Source organism: Neptunomonas qingdaonensis (assembly GCF_900113275.1).
Taxonomy (GTDB): domain Bacteria; phylum Pseudomonadota; class Gammaproteobacteria; order Pseudomonadales; family Balneatricaceae; genus Neptunomonas; species Neptunomonas qingdaonensis.
On record NZ_FOOU01000001.1, the window covers coordinates 323,327 to 347,171 of the forward strand.

Below are 23,845 nucleotides of genomic sequence, written 5' to 3' on the forward strand. Positions count from 1 at the left end.
ACAAACATCGACAAATAATTGTTTCGGAGAAGATAAATGATTAATCCTAAAGATAAAGATTTGCCAGCGATTGATACAGAAGACCGCAATGCCAGTGAGCATGTAAAGCTGAGCCGTCGTCTTTTTCTGGGTGGCTCAGCTGCGTTAGTAGGGGCGGCCGGTGTCGGTTTTGGTTCGTCAATGATGCCGTCCGTTGCTCACGCATCTACAGATGCTAAGCATACCGTTGGTCCTGGTGAATTAGATGAGTACTACGGTTTTTGGAGTGGTGGCCATCAGGGTGAAGTGCGTGTTTTGGGCTTGCCTTCAATGCGTGAGTTGATGCGCATCCCTGTTTTCAATGTTGATAGTGCTACCGGTTGGGGCATCACCAATGAGTCTAAAGCTGTTTTGGGCCAAAACGCACCATTGAATGGTGACTGTCATCACCCTCATATGTCCATGACTGATGGTCATTATGATAGTAAATATCTTTTCATCAACGATAAAGCTAACACTCGTGTAGCCCGTATCCGCGTTGATATCATGAAAACTGATAAGATCACTACTATACCTAACTGCCAGGCAATTCACGGCTTGCGTGTACAGAAAGTGCCTTTTACCAAGTATGTCTTCGCTAATGCCGAATTCCGTATGCCTCATCCAAACAATGGCACCAATATGGATGACATTGCAGGTTACTACACCATGTTCAACGGCCTGAATGCTGAGACCATGGAAGTGGATTGGCAGATTATCGTAGACGGGAACCTTGATAACACCGATGCGGATTACACCGGTAAGTATGCATTCTCTACGTGTTATAACTCTGAAGGTGCAGTCGACCTGGCAGGCTCTATGCGTAATGAGCGTGATCACTTGGTTATTTTCAATATTGAGCGTATAGAAGCCGCAGTGAAAGCTGGCAAGTTCCAAACATTGGGTGACTCTAAAGTGCCTGTGTTGGATGGTCGTAAAGGTTCAGAGCTTACTCGCTATGTACCCGTTCCAAAGAACCCGCATGGTATTAATACGTCACCGGATGGTAAGTACGCAGTAGCGAATGGCAAGTTATCCCCAACTGTTACCGTATTCCAACTGGATAAGTTTGATGCATTGTTTGCCGATCAGATTGAGCCGCGTGATACGGTTGTCGCTGAAGTTGAACTGGGTCTGGGGCCATTGCATACAGCGTTTGATGGTAAAGGAAATGCATTTACCACTTTGTTTATCGATAGCCAGATCTGTAAGTGGAATATCGATAATGCGATTGCTGCGTACAAGGGTGAAAAAGTTGATTACATCCTGCAGAAGCTGGATGTGCATTATCAGCCAGGTCACAACCATACTTCGATGGGTGAAACCCGTGATGCGGATGGTCAATACCTCGTATCTTTGCAGAAATTTTCGAAAGACCGTTTCTTGCCGTGTGGACCGCTACATCCTGAGAACGATCAACTGATCGATATTTCCGGTGATGAGATGAAGTTGATTCACGATGGACCTGCTTTTGCGGAGCCGCATGACTGTATCATTGTTCACCGCTCGAAAGTTAAAACGCGTAAGCTGTATGACCGTAAGGATCCTACTTTCGCGATGACGGTTGATATGGCGAAGAAAGATGGCGTGACACTTGAAACCGATAACAAAGTGATTCGTGACGGTAACAAGGTACGTGTTTACATGACATCGGTTGCGCCAGCCTACGGCATGAATGAGTTTAAAGTGAAGCAGGGAGATGAAGTGACAGTTGTCATTACTAACCTGGATCAGATCGAAGATGTATCGCATGGTTTCTGTGTGGTAAATCACGGTGTGCAGATGGAAATTAGCCCGCAGCAAACAGCTTCGGTTACCTTTATGGCTAATGACGTCGGTGTGCACTGGTATTACTGTAACTGGTTCTGTCATGCTCTTCATATGGAAATGCGTGGTCGTATGTTGGTTGAAAAAGCCTGATCTACCTTACGGGAAAGTCTGACTTTCTCGTTATTTCCAACAGAAGCCAGTCGATTACGTCTGGCTTTTGTTGTCTTACGGTAAGTCATAGGGGGAATGGGATGAGATTACTGCACAACTTTATCGTTGTGGTGCTGGTTCAGCTTAGTATGCTGACGGTCGTCAGTGCAGATGTACGTGTTGTGACTCCCTCTTATGGCCTTCAGGTTGCCATTGATGGCGCGCAGCCGGGCGACCAGCTGCTGCTGGATGCAGGCCGTTATATCGGTAACTTTAAGATTGATAAGCCGCTGATTCTGACGGGTAACTCCGGTACGATTATCGATGCCAATGGTACAGGTCATGCGATCGTAGTTGAGGCGCCTGATGTTCGTATTGAGTCATTAGAGATACGCAACTGGGGTGGTGATTTGACGGAGATGGACTCCGCCGTGTTTGTTAAGAAACGGGCAGCCAGAACACACATTTTGAATAACTATCTGGTAGGCGATACTTTTGGTATTTGGGTGGACGGTACCCAGCAAGTACTGATTAAAGCAAACCGCATAGAAGGTAATTTACAGGTTCGGTCACAGGACCGTGGTAATGGGATTCATCTGTTTAATGTAGGCAAGGCGCGAGTTGAAGGCAACGAAGTGTGGCACACCCGTGATGGTATTTATATTGATACCAGTAATAACAATGAACTGATCGGCAACTATCTGCACGACTTACGGTATGGCGTGCACTATATGTATTCTTATCACAACCTGGTGTCGGGTAACCGCACGGTTAATACGCGTACCGGTTATGCATTAATGCAATCCAAGTTTCTGACTGTTACCAATAATATTTCAGAGAATGATTCCAACTACGGAATATTGATGAATTTCATTACGCAATCGACGCTAGAAAATAATCGAGTGTCAGGTGTGCAGAATAACCGTTCCGAGAGCGGCGGTGGAACAAGCGGCTCCTCTGTGACTGAAGGTAAAGCTCTGTTTATTTATAACTCTTTGTTTAACCAGATACGCGGCAACCATTTTTCAGACAGTGATTTAGGCGTGCATATGACCGCCGGATCAGAAGACAATATTTTTACCGGCAATGCCTTTGTGAATAACCGCGAGCAGGTTAAATATGTTGCTACCCGCCAGCAGAACTGGTCTCACGAAGGGGTAGGGAATTATTGGAGTGACTACCTCGGATGGGATATGGATGCCGATGGCATCGGTGATACACAATATGAACCGACAGATGGTGTTGATCGTCTGTTATGGAAATTTCCTGCTGCCAAGGTGCTATTGAATAGTCCGGCAGTTGAAACAATTCGTTGGGTACAGCGGCAGTTCCCGGTGCTTAAAGCACAGGGTGTAGTTGATACCCATCCTTTGATGCAAATGCCAGAAAATTTATCGCCTTCAACGGCCAGCGATGCGGCAGTGACGGAAAAGATTGATGACAAACATAGTTGAGTTAAGTGGTGTAGAGAAACGGTATCAGGGGGTGCATGCTCTGCAACCGTTGGATCTGGTGTTGCAGCAGGGTGAAGTGCTGGGCTTGTTTGGGCATAACGGTGCAGGTAAAACCACCACCATTAAATTGATTCTCGGATTGATTAAAGCCAGTGCGGGCTCAGTGCGTGTGTTTGGTCAGGATCCGACACTTTCTGAGTCAAGGCGGGAGCGCCACCAGTTAGGCTTTCTCCAGGAAAATGTCAGCTTCTATGAGCAGTTGACTGGTTTGGAAGTGCTGCGTTACTTCGCTCGCCTTAAAGGTATTCAGGTATCTGAATGTCATCGCTTGCTTGAACAGGTTGGCTTGAAGGTAGCGGCTGGCCGACGCGTTAAAACCTACTCAAAAGGGATGCGGCAACGGCTTGGCCTGGCTCAGGCATTGTTGGGAAACCCTAAACTGCTATTGTTGGATGAACCCACTGTCGGATTAGATCCGCTGGCGACTCAGGATTTTTATCATCGTATTGCCCAGCTTAAAGAGCAGGGTTGCACGGTGGTTCTTTGTTCTCATGTGCTGCCTGGCGTAGAGAAATATATCGATCGGGCCATGATTATGGGTAAGGGCGCTGTGTTGGCCCAAGGGAGTTTGAATTCTTTGCGTCAGCAGGCTGAGTTACCGCTCACGCTGAATGTGAAAGGTACTGACCTGCAGTTACCACAAGATCTACAAGCGCGTGCGATTACGTTAGCGGATGGTGTCAGTTTGAAACTCTCATTACAGGAAAAAATGCCAGTCATGCAGCATATGCTGGCGCAAGCCGGTGTGACAGACATTGACCTGCATTTGCCATCGCTTGAGGATCTTTATACCCACTATACCCGTACCTGTGTGGGTCATGAGATGGAGGGCATGCTATGAGCCCAATCATTACTGTTGCAGCAAAAGAGTTTCGTGATGGTTTACGTAACCGTTGGGTGCTTTCCATCGCTGTGATTTTTGCTGTATTGGCTACGGGCTTAGCCTATTTTGGCTCAGCGGCTGCGGGGCAAGTGGGCTTTACGTCGCTATCTACCACCATTATCAGCCTCGCGAGTCTGGCTGTTTTTATTATTCCACTGATCGCGCTGATGCTAGCCTACGACGGGATCGTAGGTGAGGATGAAAGCGGCACCTTGTTGTTGTTACTCACTTATCCATTATCACGTTGGCAGCTTCTGTGCGGCAAGATGCTCGGCCACGGCGCTATTATGGCGTTCTCAACCTTATTGGGTTTCGGCTCTGCTGCTTTGATCATGGGGCTGTTTGCGCCGGATATCAGTTGGGCGGAGTTAGTGGTTCCCTTTAGCTTGTTTATTCTGTCTGCCATTTTACTGGGCTGGATCTTTATCGCATTCGCCTATGTGATTAGTGTCAGTGTGACCGAAAAATCGAAAGCGGCAGGTTTGGCATTGGTTGTCTGGTTTTTGTTCGTGCTGGTGTTTGATCTGGGCTTGTTGGGCTTGCTAGTGGGTACGCAAGGCGACGTGGACGCTGAGCTTTTTCCCTATTTGCTGCTGTTGAATCCAACCGATATCTTTCGGCTGGTGAATATTACCTACTTTGCTGATCAGCAATTAAGTGGCTTGATGGCTATCGCTGAACATGTGCGCTTATCGACCACTTCATTGTTAATAAGTTTGCTGGTCTGGCTATCAGTACCCGTAGTATTGGCGCTGGCGTTATTTAACAGGAGAACATTGTGAAGAGCTTTTTCGGTATGCGCATCTGGGCTGCACTATTGTTATTGGCCGTGTTCGGCTTAACTGGATGTAATCAGGGTTCGACAGAAAAGGTGATGGCACAAAAGGCGATGGCACTTGAAAGTGCGGATGAGTGCCACCTTTGCGGCATGTTAATTGCCCGCTTTCCAGGCCCTAAAGGTCAGGTATACGAGCGTGGCATAAAGCAAAACATGAAGTTTTGCTCAACGCGGGATATGTTTGCTTATGCACTTGATCCAGAGCATAAACATAATATCCAGTCTGTGTTTGTACATGATATGGCGGTTAATCCGTGGGATGAGCCCAGCGAAGATACTTACATCGACGCTCGCAAAGCCTGGTTTGTTGTTGGATCGTCTAAAAAAGGTGCGATGGGGCCAACACTGGGGAGCTTTAAAAAGAAAGAAAGCGCCGAGGCCTTTGCAAAAGAGTTTGGTGGTGAGTTGAAGCGTTTTGATGAGCTGACACTTAATATTATCTGAGCATGAGGCTGGCGATGGGCTCTCACTGATGTGGGCCGTGGAAAGTGTAATGCTTTGATTAGGTGAAAAGTATTACACAAGCCACTGTATTATGGCTGAGGCTTATAGCGGGCAGCACTGATGATACTGATTAAGTGGATGATAGCGGCAATGATGGCGGGAAATATCAGAAAATACAGGGCGTATCCCGCTGCAGTTGTAAGAAAAAAGAAAAATGCGGCAAGCAAGCGTCCTTGTACCAAGTGCCCCAGTCCCGGAATAAAAATGTTACACAAAGCGGCTATTACATTGCCTGCACTGCCTTGTTCGCTCATGAAATCATCCTCCTGTTCATCTAAAAAAGAGGGTGCGTTATTCTTATCTATCTGTCAATAAACAAGCTGAAACACATCGGTTATCAGCCGCGTTGTTTTTGTACGGTATCAAAAAGAAAGCATTGGTCTTATTTAAATACAGAGGCTGAATTCAGATAAAGAGCGTTAGCGGCTTTTAAACGTTTTATAAAATAGGTATTTTTGTTTAGAGACCCCTATAGTATCTCACTCTAAAGTTTGGCTATACTGAATGTATTCTGAACTGAATAATGAACGGATTCATATGGACATTAGGAAGATGAAGTGTTTAATCCTTGATGACAGCAAGGCCATTACCGGATTGCTGCAGTTGATCATTATGGATGAACTGGGTGCAGCAGAAGCACTTGTTGCTAATAATGTGGCCGATGCACTGCTGTTACTAGAAAATAATCCCGCCTCTATTGATGTTGTTTTTTGCGACCTGAATTTGCCCGATGTTGATGGTGTCGCGTTTTTACGCATGCTGGCAGAGCAAGGCTTTCAGGGTTATATCGTTATTGTCAGTTCAGTCTCTCATCGTGTGCTCAAGTCTGTAGAGCATCTGGTGCGAAACCATCAGCTGAAATTTTTAGGTACTATCATTAAACCTATCTCTCCGCAGTCGGTTGTTCAGTTGCTGCAGAGTATCGGCAGTCATGGCGCAGTAAAACCTCCCGCTACTGTTAAAGAGAAATTAACAGTGCCCGAGTTAATTGAAGCTTTAGAAATGGGCTATTTTGAGTGTTATTATCAGCCCCAAGTGTGTGCGATGACACGTAATGTTGTTGGTTTTGAAGCACTTGCCAGATTAAAGAGTCCCAAGAGAGATCTGGTTTTTCCCGATGATTTTATCGCTTTAATGGAACAACATAGTTTGATTCTTCGCCTGACGAAAGATCAGATTATTTCAGTCTTCAAACAATGGAAAATATGGCATCAGCAGGGTCATTGCTATCGTGTTGCTATCAATATCTCTGCGTTGTTACTCAATGACTTAGAGCTTCCGGGCTTTATTCTTGAACAGATAAATAAATACGGCATTAAGCCTACCCTGGTAACGCTTGAAATAACCGAGTCCTGTTTAAATGAAGACCGTATCAAGGCTTTAGAAGTGCTAAGCCGCCTGTCGATGTATGGGATTAATCTTTCTATCGATGATTTTGGTACCGGTTACTCTTCTATTGAGCGTCTGCAGAGTTTGCCTTTCAATGAGGTGAAAATCGACCGCTTATTTGTACAAAATGCTGTTGCCTCTGAAAGTGAAAGACCTGTGCTCGATTCGATGATAGGCATGGCTAATCGTTTAGGGCTGAGAGTAGTTCTTGAGGGGGTAGAAACGCTGGCACATTGGCAGATGGTTTGCCACTCAGGTTGTGATAGCTTCCAGGGGTATTTCATCGCTAAACCGATGAGCGTTGATAAGCTTGAAAAGTGGCTACGTGATTGGGATAAAATGACTCACTAAAATAACGATGAAATTTGGCGTATCGTTAGGCTTGGGTGTTAATATTGACTAAGCTTGTTATGCGCCATCAATTATTATCAGCTATGTTATTAGTCAATTGATATCCATATATCTGTAGTCGGAGCGTTTTGTGTCAAAACTAGCATCTACCCTTCAGGGTGAAGAGCAGCTAAGTGTCCTGATGGCGCGTCAGCCCATTTTCTCAAAAAGTCAGGACGTAGTTGCCTTTGAATTGCTCTTTCGTGGAGAAGAAGGTTCAGATTTACGGGCGATTAAAGATGATGTAGCTACGTTTGATGTGGTCATGAATACCTACGCTAATATCGTGGCAGACAAAGGCAGTAAAAGACTTCCCTGCTATCTGAAAATTACCGACACAGTCCTCCTTGGTGATAGTTTACCTGAATTACCCCCCACGTTGTTTTCATTAGAAATACTCGGTCGTTCTGACATAACGCCTGTGTTTATAGCAAAAGTGAAAGAGTTTTCGCACAAAGGTTACCGCATTGTTTTAGCTGATTATGATCCTGAGGATTCCCGTTACGACCCACTGTTAAACGTTATTCATGTTCTCAAACTGGATATTCAGCGACTGGGTTTATCTAACTTGCCCAAAATCATCCACAAGCTTAAGCCTTATCAGTTGGATTTACTGGCTGATAAAGTGGAAACCAAAGACGAGTTTCGTCAATGTCTCGAAATGGGGTTTTCGTTATATCAAGGCTACTTCCTCAGTCGTCCGATAGCGGTGAAAGGGAAAAAAATCGGGACTAGTAAAGTCTTATTGCTGCAACTGTTAGGTGAGCTTCAGCGGGACAGTGCGACGGGCGCTTCGCTTGAAGGGATTGCGATTAATGACCCTGCATTGACGTATAAGATTTTAAAAGTTGTCAACTCGGCCGCTTTTCATGTGCCACGTGAGATCAACTCACTTTCCCATGCGATCACCTTGTTGGGCATGGAACAAATACGTCGCTGGATCCTGTTGTTTTTGACGACCTCAGAAGATGGAAAGCCGAATGAGCTGACACGTAGTATGCTTATCCGGGGAAGAATGTGTGAGTTGCTGGCTGAGCTGATGGGCCGGGAATCTTCCATGAACTACTTTATTGTAGGTTTGCTTTCGCAATTGGATGCCATGTTTGATATTGAAATGAAGGATCTGTTACAGGAAGTCCCTCTGAGTCATGAACTAAAAAATGCGTTGTTGCATTATTCAGGCCCGATGGGTGAAACGCTACAGGATGTGGAGAATTATGAGCGAGGCCAGTTTGATCAGCTACATGGACAGATAGACCGTCCTTTGTATGAAGTTGCCTATCGCCACAGTTTGAAATGGTCTGAGCAAGTTATGAATGCACTGCAAAGTTAACATTCTCGCCAACTAGGTTCAGTCTACCGCTATTACTTATCAGAATAAGGAGAGCAGTGGGTGAAACGTTTAACAATCTTACTATTGTTTCCGATCTCTTTGTTGCTGGTTTACATTTTACTGGTTGAACAGGTCTGGCTGCCTGGTGTGTACAGCAAAATACTCGAAGAGAAAGTTGCCGAGGTTAACCGTAGCGCTTATCTGATCGGTGAAGCCATTAAAATAGCCCCCGCTAGCGCCAACACATTGATCTCTTCTATGGATAATGATGCAGGGGAGGGTATGTATTGGCGAACTATTTTTATCGTTGACCCCAACTCATCTGATAATCACATGGCCCCTCCGCTTGGCTATGGCAGTGGTGCTCATCTTATTCGTTACCCTATTGAAGATAGCGCTTTGCAGTTGGCTGCCTGGATTAACGTGGATGCAATATTTCTTCAGTTAGAAAATCAAGTTCGCCCTTATGTTATGACCTCGGTTGTTCTGGTATGTGTGTTGTTTTTACTGATGCTGTTGTTGCAGCGTCGGCTGTTATTAACACCGATAAGGCAGTTGGTTCGTGCTTCAGAGCAGATAGTGACGGGCGATACTGATTATCCTCTTCCCCGGATTGCAAAAGGTTCGGTATTGGCGCCGCTCTTCTCCTCCTTTATTACAATGAGGCAATCGCTGGCAGAACAGGAGCTGCAAAGTAAAACCGAAATTAACGCCCTTGTTTCTGTTAAAGAGCGCTTTAAAGAGGCGCATCAGATTGCACGATTAGGTTGTTGGGAATGGCGTCTATCTGATGATCTTTTTTGGTGCTCAGAGAGCGTAAAAAATATTTTATCGATTCCAGACAAGCAGCTTCTGAGTTTAGACAGCTTTGTCTCAGTTGTGCATCCGGCTGATCGCGATAGGGTGTTAACACAACTGAAAAAAATGAAAGATGAAGCTCAGCCGATCAATATTTATTACCGCGTGGCAGCTCCGGCGGAGCCTGTTTCTAATGTACCGGTTCCTTCTGTGCCTTTTTCATCAGGAGCTATCCGCCATGTTCAGCTTTTGAGTGATGTCTCGGTTAATGAAAACGGAGAAGCTACCCGGATTTATGGAACGTGTCAGGATATTACTGAACATAAAAATATTGAAGCATCACTGAAAAAATTGTCCAGCGCTATCACGCATGCAGGATCCAGTGTGATGATTACGGATGTTATTGGTGCGATTGAATATGTGAATCCTAAGTTTACCGAGACAACCGATTACACTCTTGAAGAGGTAGTGGGGCAGCAAGCAGAGTTGTTGAGCCGAAAATGGATCAGCGCTGATTTTTATGATTCATTATGGCAATCACTCCTTTCTGGACAGCATTGGCGAGGGGAGTTGCAAAGCAGAAGGAAGAATGGCGGCACTTTCTGGTCTCAGGTGTCGATTTCCCCTATTAATAATGACGACGGTGAGCTAGCGCACTATGTCATCGTTAGTGAAGATGTGACGAAGCTCAAAGTTGCGCATGCGCGCATGGAGCGCTTGGCTTTATACGATGAACTGACAGGGTTGCCTAACCGGCGCTTTTTTTTCAGCGAGCTTTCAAGGCTGTTTGCTCAAGATGTGATGGAATACCCAGCGGTTGTGATGTTGCTGGATCTTGATTATTTTAAAACCATCAACGATACGCAAGGGCACAGTGCCGGCGATCTGTTGCTCGTCGAAGTCGCTCAGCGCTTGATTGATTGTCTGAGTAACAGTGATATTGCCGTACGCTTAGGCGGAGACGAATTCGCCATATTAATAAATCCGGTGCTGGATGTTGAGCATGTCGAATTGATGGCGGCAAATGTTTTGAATGAAATAGCCCGGCCATTTCATATTAATGAGAACGAGCTTCAGATCAGTACCAGCCTCGGGTTGGCATGGTTACCCAAAGATGGTGATTCACCGGAGGTGCTGCTTAAGCACGCTGATCTGGCCATGTCACAGGCAAAAGAGAAGGGGGGAAACCAATACCGTTTCTTTACAGAAAGCCTGCATGATCAGCTTCAGGCTTATATTAGCTTTTCCAGAGAGATGCCTAAGGCGCTGGATGCGCATAACTTCACGTTACTTTATCAACCTCAGATCGACCTGAAGTCAGGAGCCATCTGCAGTGTCGAGGCATTGGTTCGCTGGAATCATCCTGAGTTGGGGGTTATCTCGCCGCAGGACTTTATTCCCGTTGCTGAAGAGACCGGTTTTATTGTGCCGCTGGGGCGCTGGGTGCTACAAGCGGCCTGCAAGACTATTAAATACCTTGCGCAGCACCGCATGTCGCATATCAAGGTCGCTATTAACTTATCCCCCCGACAGTTTCGTGACCCGAATCTACTGGTCATGATTCGCCAGATGCTTGAGGAATATGAAATTGATCCGACCTGTTTGGAGCTGGAAATTACAGAGTCGTTGCTGATGCATGATATTGGTTTGGCCATTGATACGTTAAAAGCACTACAGGCGTTGGGCATTACTATTGCTATTGATGACTTTGGCATTGGTTATTCATCATTTAATTACCTGAAGACGTTACCCATCAATGTACTGAAGATTGACCGGGAGTTTATAAAAGATATTCCTCAGCATCTGGACGATATGGAAATCACCGCCGCCATGATTTCGATGGCTCATCGCTTAAATATGAGTGTCGTAGCAGAAGGGATCGAAACCGAGGTGCAGCGGGCCTTTCTTCAAGAGCATGATTGCGATGTAGGGCAGGGCTACTTGTTTAGTCGTCCTGTTGTGTTAAACGATTTACTGCTGTTGTTAACAGAGAACAATAGCAAGTGATGAGTTGGTTGCCGGACGGGCTCGGCCAGTTTGACTTGTGGGTGTTGGTGAGTATGAGTGCCTTTACATCGATGATGACGGCTGCGGTTGGGATTGGCGGAGGTGTGTTGTTATTGGCCATTATGGCGCAAATTTTGCCCGTGCAGGCCTTGATTCCAGTACATGGGTTGGTGCAATTAGGCTCCAATGGTAACCGGGCTTATATGACGCGCCAGCATATAGACTGGAAAATGAGCCGTTTGTTTATACTGGGAGCCGTTGTCGGCGCAGTGATTTCTGTCTGGATCGTTATTCAATTACCGTTAGATGTTATTCGCTTAAGTGTTGCGTTTTTTATCTTGTTTTTAGTCTGGGGGCCAAAGCCTAAAGCCGTTACTCTGTCAAACGTAAAGCTGGTTATCGCCGGCGGGGTGACAACTATTATCTCTGCCTTTGTCGGCGCCACCGGGCCACTCGTGGCTGCTTTCGTACATCGCCGGAATATGGAAAAATTGCCGACAGTCGCTACCTTTGCCGCCTGCATGTCGTTTCAGCATATGTTAAAAGCCATGGTTTTTGTAACGGTCGGATTCGCTTTCCAGGACTGGTTTTTCGTGATCGTATTAATGATTATTAGTGGGGCAGTGGGTACCTGGGTAGGTTTGCATCTGCTGAAAAGCCTATCTGCTGATCTGTTTAAGCAACTGTTTCGCTGGGTTGTTACTGCATTAGCGTTGCGTTTATCTTGGCAGGTTTTATTTTCAGGCTAGTGTATCGATAGCGATGAACGAAAAAACCCGCAGTATGCGGGTTTTTTGATTGGGCTGTAGCGCGTTTATTCCAGCATGCTTAAATCACGTACCGCACCTTTGTCAGCGGATGTCGCCAGCAAGGCATAGGCTTTAAGCGCTGCCGACACTTTACGTGGACGTGCTTCAACAGGTTTCCAGCCAGCTTTGCCTTTGGCATCCATAGCCGCACGACGTTTAGAGAGTTCTTCATCAGAAACCAGCAAGTTAATCGTACGGTTTGGAATGTCGATAAGAATTTTATCGCCGTTTTCAACCAGGCCTATCGCACCGCCTGCTGCCGCTTCAGGGGAGACATGTCCGATCGACAGACCCGATGTGCCGCCTGAAAAGCGTCCGTCGGTCAGCAATGCGCAAGCTTTGCCGAGGCCTTTGGACTTGATGTAAGACGTCGGGTAGAGCATTTCCTGCATACCCGGACCGCCTTTAGGGCCTTCGTATCTTACGATAATGATGTCACCAGGCTTAACCTTGTCAGCCAGAATATTAGCCACTGCTTCATCTTGTGACTCGGTGACGTGCGCTGAGCCTTCAAAGACCAGAATCGAGTCGTCTACGCCGGCAGTTTTTACAACACAGCCATCCAGTGCAATGTTACCTGTTAGAACGGCAAGTCCGCCTTCCAGAGAGTAGGCATGTTCAAGTGAGCGAATGCAGCCGTTTTCGCGGTCACCGTCCAGTGTTGGCCAGCGGGTTGATTGGCTGAAGGCTGTTTGTGTGGGTATGCCTGCCGGGCCTGCTTTGAAGAAGTTAATAACTTCCGCTGATGGGTTACGCATGATATCCCACTTTTCCAGACCTTCCAGCAAGGTTTTGCTATGTATTGTTGGGATGTCAGTATGCAGTTTACCTGCTCGCTCCAATTCACCTAATATTGCAAAGATACCGCCCGCACGATGCACATCTTCAACATGATAGAGTGGCGAGTTCGGGGCGACTTTACATAGCTGTGGAACTGTATGAGAGAGCCGGTCAATATCAGCCATGGTAAAATCTATTTCGGCTTCTTGAGCAATAGCCAGCAAATGAAGAATGGTATTGGTCGATCCGCCCATGGAAATATCCAGAGTCATCGCGTTCTCAAAAGCTTTGAAGTTGCCAATGTTACGCGGAAGAACCGATTCGTCATCCTGCTCATAATAACGTTTTGCTAACTCGACAATACGCTCACCCGCCTCTTCAAACAGACGGCGGCGGTCACTGTGCGTTGCCAGAGTGGTACCATTGCCGGGTAAAGACAGTCCCAGAGCTTCTGTGAGGCAGTTCATAGAGTTGGCGGTAAACATTCCTGAGCATGAACCACAGGTAGGGCAGGCCGAGCGCTCATACTCTGCGACCTTCTCGTCAGAGGCGCTATCATCAACGGCGATGACCATTGCATCAACCAGATCCAGCTTGTGTTCTGAAAGCTTAGTCTTGCCGGCTTCCATCGGGCCACCGGAGACAAAAATAACCGGGATGTTAAGACGCATGCCGGCCATCAGCATCCCGGGTGTGATCTTGTCACAGTTAGAGATACAAACAAGCGCATCGGCGCAGTGGGCATTGACCATGTACTCAACGGAGTCGGCAATAATGTCACGTGACGGTAGCGAATACAGCATACCGTCATGACCCATGGCAATTCCGTCATCAACGGCGATTGTGTTGAATTCTTTAGCAACGCCACCCGCTTTTTCTATTTCACGTGCAACCAGCTGTCCCATATCTTTCAGATGGACATGCCCTGGCACAAACTGGGTGAATGAGTTAGAAATGGCAATGATAGGCTTATGAAAATCGTCGTCTTTCATGCCGGTAGCACGCCATAAAGCACGGGCACCAGCCATATTACGACCCGCAGTAGAGGTCTTAGAGCGATAAACGGGCATGGAAAAATCTCTCTGTCAGTTGCTGATTATATTGGTCGGGAATTATATCAGAAACTCTGCTCAGATAGAGAATAGTGAACTAGAGAATGCTGCAATAGCAAATAGAGAGGCGTACAGAGGATCTTAAAAAGAAGGTAAAACATAGCCGTATCTTTTATTAAGAGAGAAAAGCTGGGATAGTCTTACCTGAATGGTCTTACGCATATGAACTGAGAATAATGATGTCTGATATAAAGTCTGAGCGCAAAAAAATAGGGTCTGATAAGTGGTTACGCATATTAATGAAAGCCGGTATTCCGCTAGCCGTTATTAGTTTGGGCAGCTTGTGGCTCGGTCATCTGTTGGCTAACCCCGCGTTTGGCAAGGTGTTTCTGCTGACCTTGCCTGTCACGCTTCTGATCGGCTTTACTTATAATATCCGCTACGTCATGTTGGCGGTTCGCCGGCAGCGTAATTCCTCCGCTGATGAATGATTTTTTTCAAGCCCTTCCTTTTATTGATAACCTCAATAGCCTGCAAATAGAACGGCTGCACAATGCTCAGCTGCTGACGATGGAAGAGGGGAGCGTCGTCTTACGCCAGGGAGATGCGTGCACAGGTTTCCTGATCCTTGTTGACGGCTGTATCAGGGTTTTTGGTCGATCGACTCAGGGAAAAGAGCTGGAGATGTATCGTATTGAGCAGATGGGAACGTGTGTGCTGAGTACCTCTTGCCTGCTGGCGGGTAACACTTATCCGGCAGAAGCGGTGGTTGAACAGGATGCGACGTTCTTTTTGCTGAGTGCTGATGATTTTACATACCTTATGTCTGAATCAGCTGCTTTTCGTAGTTTTGTTTTCGATTCATATGCGCAACGTCTGAGTAATTTATTGATGCTGGTCCAGTCGATTGCATTTGAGAGCATTGAAACACGTTTAGCACGCTATCTGCTTCATGAGGGGCGTAGAAGCCTGGTGTTATCCTTGTCTCATCAGCAGATCGCTGATGCGCTAGGCACGGCGAGAGAAGTCGTGAGCCGGCATTTGAAGCTGATGGAGCAGCAGGGGTGGTTGTCGCTTTCCCGTGGACAAATATTGTTATTAGCGCCCTCTGCGATGGAGGCTTTTTTAAAGCAGCAGCTTTGAATGTGACTTTTGTCACTGTGTTTGCCTTCGTTAAGAGGGAAAATCTATTGATAACGTTAAACATAGGTAGCGTTAAAGATAGGTAACGTTAAAACACAGTTGGAGATACGATCATGGAAAAAAATATTGGCTCTGTAGATAAAGTTATACGCGTTTTGGTCGGATTGGTTTTGATTGCTTTGGTTTTTGTAGGGCCTCAAACCCCGTGGGGGTGGATTGGTGTTCCGGTTATTCTGATCGCATTAGTGGGTATCTGTCCTCTCTATAAAATCATTGGTATGAGTACTTGTAAGACTTGTCAAAAGTAGTAACAGGTTCGCAAGTGAGAAAATAAATAGGCCGACCACACTCCCCCGCCTTATGTCAGGCTTGTGGTCGGCTTATCGTTTAATCCATGTTATTAACTATTCGTTAATGCTTATGGGATACAATCTGCTTCTTTAGTCGCGTCGAAATGAACTATTAATAATAATTTTCAGACCTGATTTTTTGTCTTGCTTTAGCTACGCTTTGATATAATACGGCATTATTTTTCATTTTTCGGATAAAACTGTGCTGACTATCTTTAGAGGCTAAACTCAAAAGGGTTACCATAATGCCTAATACCCGCAACACTTCATTACTGAAGCATTTGCCGAGATGGTTGATGTTATTAACAGTGCTTAGTTGCGCTGCCTTAGCTTCAGACCCTGCTGATACTGTCGTAATGAGTGATGCCATCGAAATAGCTAAAAAGGCCGTCGGTGGAGAAGTGGTGAAGGCTGATACACTCACTCTGGAAACAGGCTTGGCATATCGTATCCGTTTAGTTAACAATGGGCATGTAAAAGAGGTGTTGGTTGATGCAACCAGCGGTGAGCTGTTACCCCCGTAAAATCAGGAGCGTTATATGAAACTTTTGGTGGTAGAAGATGATGCAGATTTGCGTCGCCAACTGGTCAGTGGGCTGGAGTCCAATGGATATACTGTAGAAGAAACGGCCGATGGGCAGGAGGCTCTCTACCTGGGAACAGAATTTTCTTATGATCTGGCGATTGTTGATTTGGGTTTGCCATCCTTATCTGGCGTTGACCTGATAAAGAAATGGCGTGCTAATGAGCGTAACTTCCCTATTATTATTTTGACCGCACGAAGTGATTGGCAGGATAAGGTAGAAGGTTTAGAAGCCGGTGCTGATGACTTTCTGGTGAAACCATTTCATATGGAAGAGTTGATGGCTCGTCTGAATGCACTGCTGCGCAGAGCGGCAGGCCACGCCAAACCGGTGTTGGAATTCGGCGCCCTGAGCCTGGATACTGTTGGGCGTGTCGTTTCGTGTGACTCACGGCCAGTTAAGTTGACCAGTTATGAATACCGTACGTTAGAGTATCTGATGCTCAATGCTGGAAAAACGGTTTCTAAGTCTGAGTTAACTGAGCATCTTTACCATCAGGATTTTGATAGGGATAGTAATGTTCTTGAAGTGTTTATCCGACGCCTGCGTCAGAAACTTGACCCCGAGCAGAAACTTCAGCCGATTACGACCGTACGAGGCTTGGGGTACAGGTTCGATCTGCCATCCTCTTAATAAGCAATGAAGAAGTCTTATGCTGGTCTGGCATCCCGGTCTCTAAAGGCGAGGCTTCTTATCGCATCATTTATTCTGCTGCCCATGATCATTGGTGTGGCAGGTTATGCGTTACAAAACTCATTTGCTTATAGCCTTCAGGCGTCATTGGAGAAACGTCTGCGATTGCAGGTATACCTGATGATAGGCGCGGCGGAGATGCAGGATGGCAAACTAGCTATCCCTGAAACTCAGCATCAACTGCGTCAAGGAGACGAAACTTTCGGGTTTATTCATACCCATTTGGGATTGCCTCAATGGGAATCGACAAATGCCCATCAGTTGAGTGATAAAGTTCGCGACTCTGTAGTCGCTACCCGAATACGTATTGGCGAAACTCGCTTTAACTATTTTGAAGATGAAAATCTCTATCTCTACCAGTACCCTCTGCAGTGGGAGAGCGCCGGGGTGGCGCGTCGTTACCTGTTTTCCATTGTTGAAAGTGGAGCGCAACTGTCTGCTGAGCTGAACGCTTATCGAACGCAATTATGGGGATGGTTATTTGCTGTTACCGTATTGGCGTTGATGCTGCAAACGTTAATAACACGCTGGGGGTTGAAGCCCTTAAGTGGGCTAGTCGAGGATCTGCACAATATTGAACGTGGTTATTCGACCCGTCTGGCGGGTTATTATCCTGAAGAGGTGCAAGGCGTAACCGATAGCCTTAATCACTTGCTGCACAGTGAGCGCAATCAGCGGGAGCGTTACCGGAATACTCTCGGGGATTTGGCGCATAGTCTTAAAACCCCTCTGGCCGTTATCCGGGGCGCGGGCAACGAACAGATGCTCTACGATGGTTATCGTCATGTAGTGGAGGATCAGGTAAGGAGGATGGATCAGATTGTACAGTACCAACTGGCTCGTGCTGTTCGAAGTCAAACCAATAGTATCGCTCAGGCAACCCCGCTAGCGCCTATTATCAAGCGTATTACTTCTGCTCTGGGTAAAGTCTACCGGGAGAAGAATGTAGATATCAGTTTGCAGCTGGATGAAACGGCTCTGTTTGGTGCTGATGAGCGAGACATGATGGAGTTGCTCGGTAATATGCTTGAAAATGCTTTCAAGTATAGTCATTCTGCTGTGCGTGTCTCATTGACTAAAGAGGCTGACTGGGTGCAATTGGATATTGAAGATGACGGGCCGGGCGTTTCACGGGAGATGCGGCATGTCATATTGCAGCGTGGTGCCAGAGTAGATACGTCGGCGGCGCCGGGACAGGGTATAGGACTGACCGTCGCTGTTGATATTCTCAGTAGCTATGACGGTCAGTTAGAGGTAAGTGAGTCCTCACTAGGTGGTGCTCGATTCAAAATAATATTGCCTATTGGCTAATCAGAGCATTTTGCTAAAAACTTTCGAGTTTCTCTGATAGTTATAGAGTGCCTGTTTTTTGCCGGGTAGCTTTGCCAGCGCCATTTCTGCAAAACCATGCTCAATAAACCAGTGGGCTGTTCGGGTGGTTAATACGAAGAGATACTCCAGTTGCAGTTCACGCGCTCTTTCTTCAATTGCCTGAAGCAGCATCTCAGCCCGGTCTCCACCCTGGTAGGCCTTCGCGATGGCAACACAGGCAAGCTCGCCCATTTTTTCATCAGGGAACAGGTAGAGTGCGGCACAGCCAATAATCGCCCCATCACGCTCAACCACAAAAAATTGTTCGACTTCGGCTTCGAGCAGTTCGCGGGAGCGGCGCACCAGAATTCCGGAATCTTCTAACGGCTTAATCAGCTCGATAATGCCGCCTACATCTTCGATATTGGCCGCTCTGACTTGCTCATATGACTCTTGAATAATCATCGTGCCTGCGCCATCACGGGTGTACAGTTCCGCCAGTAATGCGCCATCATCTTTGTAGCTGATCAGGTGGCAACGGGGAACGCCTCCGGCGCAGACTTCTGTTGCCATCTGTAACAGTTTTGATAGCTCAGTATAAGCGGTTTCAGGGTCATCAGATTGCAAATGGTAATACTGCTGAAGAAAACGTTCCGCTGTGCGTGCCAGCAGTTCGCTGCGCAATATGCCACGGCTATCAATAATGCCTTTTTCAGCGCCAAATAAGATCAATTTATCTGCTTGCAGTGCAATCGCTGTCTGAGTCGCGACCTCTTCAACGGACAGGTTGAATATTTCCCCCGTGGGTGAATAACCCAAATTAGAGAGTAGTACGATATTGCCCTGATTAAGCTGGCCTCGAATGCCCTGATGGTCGATACGTCTGACTTCTCCGGTATGGCAGAGATCGACGCCTTCATAAATACCCATCGGCCTTGCGGTAATGAAGTTACCGGAACATACGCGGATCTCCGCGCCATGCATGGGTGTATTGACTAATCCCATAGACAGTTTTGCTTCAACAGTACTTCTGAGTACGCCGATTGCTTCGATGACGCATTGCAGTGCATCTGTGTCAGTGACTCGTAAGTCATGATGTAAGCGGGTTTCCAGCTGCTGGTTGGTGAGTCTTTCTTCAATTTGTGGGCGCGCTCCATGCACTAGCACGAGACGAATCCCAAGGCTGGTCATCAGGGTGATGTCGTGGACTATGTTGTCAAAGTTATCATCGGCAATAGCTTCGCCGCCGATCATCAAAACAAATGTTTTTCCTCTGTGGGCGTTAATATAAGGCGATGAATGGCGGAACCAGTTTACATAGTGGATGCTTTCGTCACGCACTGGTAGCGTCCCCTTGGATGTCTACACAATAGCGTTGAATCAGCCTTGTAAGAATTTCAACAGTCGGTTTAATCTGATCGAGTGCTAAAAACTCATCAGGCTGATGTGCCTGATTAATGCTACCAGGTCCCATGACGATAGTTTCCATACCTAATGCTTGTAAAAAAGGGGCTTCTGTTCCGAAAGCAACGGCTTCGGCGCTATGCCCTGTTAATTGTTCAGCCATTTTTACCAGGGATGTATTTTGTGCTGTTTCAAAGGAGGGAATCCCCGGAAAGAGTGGCCGGCAGTCTATGCTGACACCGAACATATCTTCAATGGGGCGCACCCGCTTGCTGATATCTTCTCTGATCAGTGACAAATCCATACCGGGTAAAGGCCGAACATCATACTCTAGTTCACATTGTCCGCAGATACGGTTGGGATTGTCACCACCGTGGATGCAGCCTAGATTCAGTGTCGGTACGTTTACACTAAATGAGCTGTGCTGATAGTTCTTTTGCAGATGATTTCTGTATTTTACCAGTTCAGACAGTACTGAATGCATCGCATCCAGCGCATTCGCGCCTAACGATGGGTCAGAGGAGTGGCCTGATCGGCCGGTTATCCGAATACTTTCCATCATCATGCCTTTATGCATCCTGATGGGTGTCATATCTGTCGGTTCGCCGATTACGGCATAACGCGCTTTGGGTTTGCCTGCATCTACCAGCGCTTGAGCACCAGACATGGAGCTTTCTTCATCAGCTGTCGCCAGAATAATTAACGGTGCAGTCAGAGGCGTGTTAATAAACTGTCGTGCAGCCTCAATGGCGATAGGAAAAAAACCTTTCATGTCGCAAGTGCCAAGACCATAGAGACGATTGTCACGCTCGGTCAGCGAGAAAGGGCTACTCTTCCACAGCTCTTCATTGCAGGGTACGGTATCAGTATGCCCGGAAAGCACTAGACCGCCCGGGCCTTTCCCCAGTGTGGCAATCAGATTGGCTTTGCCCGGGTAACCGGGAATGGGCATTATTTCTGTTTGAAAGCCAAGGTTATTCAGCCATTCTGCGAGCAATGTGATGACGGAAAGATTTCCCATGTCGTGTTCAGGCGTTGTTGAACTGACAGAGGGCGTTGCAATGAGCTGACCGAGCATCTGTAAAAGGTGTGGTGTTTGTTGAGACATAAAATAAAGCCTGCACAGGTTTTTAGGCTATTGTGCAGGCTTTTTTTTAGAAGGTCGAGTGTATCTGAAGCGGAGAGTGAATCCGCTTAGACAAACATACCTTTAAACATGAAGAAGAACATAATCGCCAGAGCAGCACCTGCTGGCAGGGTGATAATCCAGGATATAAAGATGGTGCCCACCACGCGAAGATTCAACGCAGCTAAGCCTCGGGCCAGCCCCACACCTAATACAGCACCCACCAGTGTGTGAGTTGTCGAGATGGGTAAGCCGGTACCAGAAGCAACAACAACTGTTGCCGCCGCCGCTAATGTTGCTGCAAATCCGCGGCTAGGGGTCAGTTCGGTAATATTATTACCGACCGTGGCAATAACCTTATGTCCATACATGACCAGACCTGCCACTATACCTGCGCCACCGAGTAGCAGGATCCATACAGGCATAGCTGAGCTCTGCGCAACCTGACCACCAGAACTGACAACCCCGACAATGGCAGCGAGAGGGCCGACTGCGTTTGCCACATCGTTAGAACCGTGCGCGAACGCCATTGCGCAGGCGGTAAACATCATCAGGACGCCAAATGCTTTTTCGACACTGGCAAAGTGATAGTCACGGTCTGCTGCGACATCCACTTTGACTTTTCGTAGCATGATAATGCCCACTAGCATTGTTATCACCCCAAAGCCAATAGAGATCAAAGCGCTATTGGCAAATGACAGGTGTAGACCGATATGTTTTAACCCTTTGGTAAAGGTAACCATTGAGATGATAAAGCCAACCATGAAGATATACATAGGAACATAGCGTTTGGCATTCTTGAAGGGATCTTCAGTATCCAGAATCAGCTTTTGTACGCTTCTGAATAAGAAAAAGGCAAAGAAGCCCGCGATCAATGGCGACACGACCCAGCTGGCAGCAATACTCGCTACTTTGCTCCAGTTGACGGCGTCAACAGAGATGCCGACGGCAGCAAAACCAACTATGGCACCTACAATAGAGTGGGTCGTGGATACTGGCCAGCCATAATGGGTGGCGATCAACAGCCATATACCGGCTGCCAGTAAGGCTGAGAGCATACCAAACACCAGAAGCTCCGGTGTGCCGGACAGCATGGCCGGGTCAATAATACCTTTACGGATGGTTGCAGTAACCGCTCCGCCTGCCAAATACGCCCCTGCAAATTCGAACAGGATAGCGATTAAAATGGCTTGTTTGAGTGTCAGTGCTTTGGAACCAACCGATGTGCCCATTGCATTGGCAACATCGTTTGCGCCAACACCCCACGCCATAAAGAAACCAAACACGCATGCGAGAATGACAATGATATCGCCGTATTGCGCAATAATATTCATATCTGAGCCTTGAAGCTAAAAATTAACGAGCCAGTAGAAGCTGTAAACGGCTTCCTACCTGTTGAGCGCGATCGGCAAGATCTCCGATCCATCTGATGACCTTGTATAAGAACATGGCATCAATAGGGTAGAGCTGTTTTTCGATAGCAAATAACTGGGAGCGAATTTCTCGCTCAAGCCCATCATTTATATGCTCCAAATCATCGAGCTCGATCAGCATGCGCTCTACAACCTCAACTTCACGGCCGCGAAAACCAGTGCCTACCAGTTCGTCGAGTTCGTTCATTGATTGTAGTGCTTGCTCGGTCGCGGCGAGCGCGGAGCGTACAAAATCCAGCATTAAGTCTTGGATTTCAACGGGAACAGGCATCTGCCGTCCCAGCATGATGCCGCAGATATCTTTGGCCCGGTTTGCAATCTTATCTTGCATACGCAGCAACTCTAGTAAGTCAGTGCGGGGTACCGGTAAAAAAATACTGTTAGGTAAGTGTTGGCGAACATCCTTTTTCATAGCATCAGCTTCACCTTCAAGTACAGCAATTTTATGCTGGATCTTGCTGGCTTCTTCCCAATCATCAGCAATAACTGCTTCAAAGAAAGGAAGTAGCTGCAGAGCACAGGCTTGTGCTTTTGCAATATGTTCTTGCATTGGTTTGAACGGTGAACGCGCAAACATCTGCAGTATCGGATTATTGGTGACCATGACCTTCACCTGTATAGGATTTAGTTCGCGCGAAGTATACGAGGAGATCTCATAAATTTGTAGTCTTAATGACATAAAAATAATAAATGTCTCTTTTTCTAGACATGGATCACTTTGACAAAAAGCTTCATGTGAGTCGTCTCAGGAGAATGACAGCACAACGATGACAATATAACTTTTTGACTTTGCTCAGCGCTTTCGGGTTAATAGTTAACTATTAGTCAGTAGGAAAAAGCAGATGGCATTAGAAACTGAAATTAAATTGTTGGTCCCTAAGGATGTAATAGCACGGGTTACACAGTTGCCGGCATTGCTTGCGGCAAAAGCGTATCAAACACAAAACTTGCGCAATTGGTATTTTGATACGCCTGAATTGCGCTTGTCGGCTGATAAAGTTGCACTTAGGATCAGAGAGCAGAGCGGTACCTATATACAGACCTTCAAAACCAAAGGTAATAGCGTGAATGGTTTGCATCAACGTGGAGAGTGGGAATGGCTGATTGATAAACCCGAGTTAGATATTAGCTTATTGGTTGAGGCGGATTACCCACCTGCTAAGCAAGGTGTTGACTGGGCCGCAGAGCTTGAAGTTATTTTTGCTACTAACTTCGCCCGAACTGTGTGGATAATTGAGTGGCCTGAAAGTGATACCGTTATTGAGGTTGCCCTGGATCAGGGAGAGGTGAGTTATACCTCGCTGCAAGGACAGACATATGCCGATGATATTTGTGAATTAGAGTTGGAGCTAAAGTCAGGTAAGGTTGAGGATCTGATGGCCGCATCGGCTATGTTTACAATCGCTATTCCAGAGCTTACACCGAGCAATATCAGTAAAGCAGAGCGCGGTTATCAGTTGTTTCATCTGGCACAGGAATGCCGGATTAATGATTAATCTATAGTATTTAACTGTGTTTTTTAACTTTAGTATTTAACTGGGTTAGCGCACTATATTTTTATATTAA

The 23,845-nt window shown here is 46.6% G+C and carries 22 protein-coding genes; 16 read left to right on the forward strand and 6 right to left on the reverse strand.

All coding sequences use genetic code 11. The features are described from left to right. Nucleotides 1-36 precede the first annotated feature (36 nt). From nosZ to BM099_RS01535, 5 genes are all read left to right on the forward strand, one after another. A complete protein-coding gene (gene nosZ, locus BM099_RS01515) occupies nt 37-1,938 on the forward strand; it encodes a TAT-dependent nitrous-oxide reductase (RefSeq protein WP_090723457.1) in 1,902 nt (633 codons plus the stop codon). A gap of 101 nt (nt 1,939-2,039) precedes the next feature. Next, on the forward strand, nt 2,040-3,392 hold the full coding sequence (locus BM099_RS01520) for a nitrous oxide reductase family maturation protein NosD (RefSeq protein ID WP_232348871.1): 1,353 nt from the start codon (nt 2,040-2,042) through the stop codon (nt 3,390-3,392). Continuing rightward, nucleotides 3,376-4,293 (forward strand): ABC transporter ATP-binding protein, encoded by a 918-nt coding sequence (locus BM099_RS01525; protein ID WP_090723459.1) that lies wholly within the window; start codon nt 3,376-3,378, stop codon nt 4,291-4,293. The genes BM099_RS01520 and BM099_RS01525 overlap by 17 nt, the downstream gene beginning before the upstream one ends. Continuing rightward, on the forward strand, nt 4,290-5,117 hold the full coding sequence (locus tag BM099_RS01530; RefSeq protein ID WP_090723461.1) for an ABC transporter permease subunit: 828 nt from the start codon (nt 4,290-4,292) through the stop codon (nt 5,115-5,117). Before BM099_RS01525 ends, BM099_RS01530 begins: the two co-directional genes overlap by 4 nt. Next, nucleotides 5,114-5,617, forward strand: a complete 504-nt coding sequence (locus BM099_RS01535) for a nitrous oxide reductase accessory protein NosL (RefSeq protein ID WP_244889903.1) — start codon at nt 5,114-5,116, stop codon at nt 5,615-5,617. The genes BM099_RS01530 and BM099_RS01535 overlap by 4 nt, the downstream gene beginning before the upstream one ends. Before the next feature lie 89 nt (nt 5,618-5,706). Here BM099_RS01535 and BM099_RS01540 read toward each other — a convergent pair whose 3' ends face one another. Then, nucleotides 5,707-5,931, reverse strand: coding sequence for a hypothetical protein (locus BM099_RS01540; RefSeq protein ID WP_090723463.1), 225 nt, complete (start codon nt 5,929-5,931; stop codon nt 5,707-5,709). A gap of 298 nt (nt 5,932-6,229) precedes the next feature. On the opposite strand from BM099_RS01540, the gene BM099_RS01545 reads away from it, so the two are divergent. From BM099_RS01545 to BM099_RS01560, 4 genes are all read left to right on the forward strand, one after another. Next, entirely contained in the window at nt 6,230-7,417 is a 1,188-nt protein-coding gene (locus BM099_RS01545) for an EAL domain-containing response regulator (RefSeq protein ID WP_177201060.1), read from the forward strand. Between the two features lie 130 nt (nt 7,418-7,547). Then, nucleotides 7,548-8,789, forward strand: coding sequence for an EAL and HDOD domain-containing protein (locus BM099_RS01550; protein ID WP_244889904.1), 1,242 nt, complete (start codon nt 7,548-7,550; stop codon nt 8,787-8,789). 60 nt (nt 8,790-8,849) lie between these two features. Then, nucleotides 8,850-11,594: a bifunctional diguanylate cyclase/phosphodiesterase gene (locus BM099_RS01555; protein WP_244889905.1), complete on the forward strand. Its 2,745-nt coding sequence runs from the start codon at nt 8,850-8,852 to the stop codon at nt 11,592-11,594. Then, entirely contained in the window at nt 11,594-12,343 is a 750-nt protein-coding gene (locus BM099_RS01560; protein ID WP_090723468.1) for a sulfite exporter TauE/SafE family protein, read from the forward strand. Before BM099_RS01555 ends, BM099_RS01560 begins: the two co-directional genes overlap by 1 nt. A gap of 65 nt (nt 12,344-12,408) precedes the next feature. On the opposite strand, the gene ilvD is transcribed toward BM099_RS01560, so the two are convergent. Next, the gene (gene ilvD / locus BM099_RS01565) at nt 12,409-14,253 is read right to left on the reverse strand and encodes a dihydroxy-acid dehydratase (protein ID WP_090723470.1); all 1,845 of its coding nucleotides are present in this window, start codon (nt 14,251-14,253) and stop codon (nt 12,409-12,411) included. Between the two features lie 221 nt (nt 14,254-14,474). On the opposite strand from ilvD, the gene BM099_RS01570 reads away from it, so the two are divergent. From BM099_RS01570 to BM099_RS01595, 6 genes are all read left to right on the forward strand, one after another. Then, nucleotides 14,475-14,726, forward strand: a complete 252-nt coding sequence (locus tag BM099_RS01570) for a hypothetical protein (RefSeq protein WP_090723472.1) — start codon at nt 14,475-14,477, stop codon at nt 14,724-14,726. Then, complete coding sequence (locus BM099_RS01575; RefSeq protein WP_090723475.1) at nt 14,719-15,378, forward strand: Crp/Fnr family transcriptional regulator; 660 nt, start codon at nt 14,719-14,721, stop codon at nt 15,376-15,378. The genes BM099_RS01570 and BM099_RS01575 overlap by 8 nt, the downstream gene beginning before the upstream one ends. 113 nt (nt 15,379-15,491) lie before the next feature. After that, nucleotides 15,492-15,686: a YgaP family membrane protein gene (locus BM099_RS01580; RefSeq protein ID WP_090723477.1), complete on the forward strand. Its 195-nt coding sequence runs from the start codon at nt 15,492-15,494 to the stop codon at nt 15,684-15,686. A 287-nt stretch (nt 15,687-15,973) separates the two neighbouring features. Beyond that, the gene (locus BM099_RS01585) at nt 15,974-16,252 is read left to right on the forward strand and encodes a PepSY domain-containing protein (RefSeq protein WP_090723479.1); all 279 of its coding nucleotides are present in this window, start codon (nt 15,974-15,976) and stop codon (nt 16,250-16,252) included. A 15-nt stretch (nt 16,253-16,267) separates the two neighbouring features. Further along, the gene (locus tag BM099_RS01590; RefSeq protein ID WP_090723482.1) at nt 16,268-16,945 is read left to right on the forward strand and encodes a response regulator transcription factor; all 678 of its coding nucleotides are present in this window, start codon (nt 16,268-16,270) and stop codon (nt 16,943-16,945) included. A 6-nt stretch (nt 16,946-16,951) separates the two neighbouring features. Beyond that, nucleotides 16,952-18,316: an ATP-binding protein gene (locus BM099_RS01595; protein WP_090723484.1), complete on the forward strand. Its 1,365-nt coding sequence runs from the start codon at nt 16,952-16,954 to the stop codon at nt 18,314-18,316. Here BM099_RS01595 and argA read toward each other — a convergent pair whose 3' ends face one another. The 4 genes from argA to BM099_RS01615 all read right to left on the reverse strand — a co-directional run bounded on the left by argA (nt 18,317) and on the right by BM099_RS01615 (nt 22,883). Beyond that, nucleotides 18,317-19,657: an amino-acid N-acetyltransferase gene (argA, locus tag BM099_RS01600; RefSeq protein WP_090723487.1), complete on the reverse strand. Its 1,341-nt coding sequence runs from the start codon at nt 19,655-19,657 to the stop codon at nt 18,317-18,319. It abuts the gene before it with no gap. After that, nucleotides 19,650-20,828, reverse strand: coding sequence for an acetylornithine deacetylase (gene argE, locus BM099_RS01605; RefSeq protein ID WP_090723489.1), 1,179 nt, complete (start codon nt 20,826-20,828; stop codon nt 19,650-19,652). The genes argA and argE overlap by 8 nt, the downstream gene beginning before the upstream one ends. Nucleotides 20,829-20,914: 86 nt before the next feature. Then, on the reverse strand, nt 20,915-22,180 hold the full coding sequence (locus tag BM099_RS01610) for an inorganic phosphate transporter (protein ID WP_090723491.1): 1,266 nt from the start codon (nt 22,178-22,180) through the stop codon (nt 20,915-20,917). A gap of 22 nt (nt 22,181-22,202) precedes the next feature. Next, entirely contained in the window at nt 22,203-22,883 is a 681-nt protein-coding gene (locus BM099_RS01615; protein WP_090723495.1) for a TIGR00153 family protein, read from the reverse strand. A 238-nt stretch (nt 22,884-23,121) separates the two neighbouring features. Here BM099_RS01615 and BM099_RS01620 point away from each other — a divergent pair, with 238 nt between their 5' ends. Further along, nucleotides 23,122-23,775 carry a CYTH domain-containing protein gene (locus BM099_RS01620; protein ID WP_090723497.1) on the forward strand — a complete coding sequence of 218 codons (654 nt, stop codon included), beginning with the start codon at nt 23,122-23,124 and terminating at the stop codon, nt 23,773-23,775. The last annotated feature ends 70 nt before the right edge of the window (nt 23,776-23,845 follow it).

Coding starts and splice junctions, on each gene's coding strand:
- BM099_RS01530 (WP_090723461.1), top strand. CDS start 4,290: ATGAGCCCAATCATTACTGTTGCAGCAAAAGAGTTTCGTGATGGTTTA.
- BM099_RS01615 (WP_090723495.1), bottom strand. CDS start 22,883: ATGGTCACCAATAATCCGATACTGCAGATGTTTGCGCGTTCACCGTTC.
- ilvD (WP_090723470.1), bottom strand. CDS start 14,253: ATGCCCGTTTATCGCTCTAAGACCTCTACTGCGGGTCGTAATATGGCT.
- BM099_RS01560 (WP_090723468.1), top strand. CDS start 11,594: ATGAGTTGGTTGCCGGACGGGCTCGGCCAGTTTGACTTGTGGGTGTTG.
- BM099_RS01590 (WP_090723482.1), top strand. CDS start 16,268: ATGAAACTTTTGGTGGTAGAAGATGATGCAGATTTGCGTCGCCAACTG.
- BM099_RS01580 (WP_090723477.1), top strand. CDS start 15,492: ATGGAAAAAAATATTGGCTCTGTAGATAAAGTTATACGCGTTTTGGTC.
- BM099_RS01595 (WP_090723484.1), top strand. CDS start 16,952: ATGAAGAAGTCTTATGCTGGTCTGGCATCCCGGTCTCTAAAGGCGAGG.
- nosZ (WP_090723457.1), top strand. CDS start 37: ATGATTAATCCTAAAGATAAAGATTTGCCAGCGATTGATACAGAAGAC.
- BM099_RS01575 (WP_090723475.1), top strand. CDS start 14,719: ATGAATGATTTTTTTCAAGCCCTTCCTTTTATTGATAACCTCAATAGC.
- BM099_RS01545 (WP_177201060.1), top strand. CDS start 6,230: ATGAAGTGTTTAATCCTTGATGACAGCAAGGCCATTACCGGATTGCTG.
- argE (WP_090723489.1), bottom strand. CDS start 20,828: ATGTCTCAACAAACACCACACCTTTTACAGATGCTCGGTCAGCTCATT.
- BM099_RS01525 (WP_090723459.1), top strand. CDS start 3,376: ATGACAAACATAGTTGAGTTAAGTGGTGTAGAGAAACGGTATCAGGGG.
- BM099_RS01540 (WP_090723463.1), bottom strand. CDS start 5,931: ATGAGCGAACAAGGCAGTGCAGGCAATGTAATAGCCGCTTTGTGTAAC.
- BM099_RS01520 (WP_232348871.1), top strand. CDS start 2,040: ATGAGATTACTGCACAACTTTATCGTTGTGGTGCTGGTTCAGCTTAGT.
- BM099_RS01610 (WP_090723491.1), bottom strand. CDS start 22,180: ATGAATATTATTGCGCAATACGGCGATATCATTGTCATTCTCGCATGC.
- BM099_RS01620 (WP_090723497.1), top strand. CDS start 23,122: ATGGCATTAGAAACTGAAATTAAATTGTTGGTCCCTAAGGATGTAATA.
- BM099_RS01570 (WP_090723472.1), top strand. CDS start 14,475: ATGTCTGATATAAAGTCTGAGCGCAAAAAAATAGGGTCTGATAAGTGG.
- BM099_RS01585 (WP_090723479.1), top strand. CDS start 15,974: ATGCCTAATACCCGCAACACTTCATTACTGAAGCATTTGCCGAGATGG.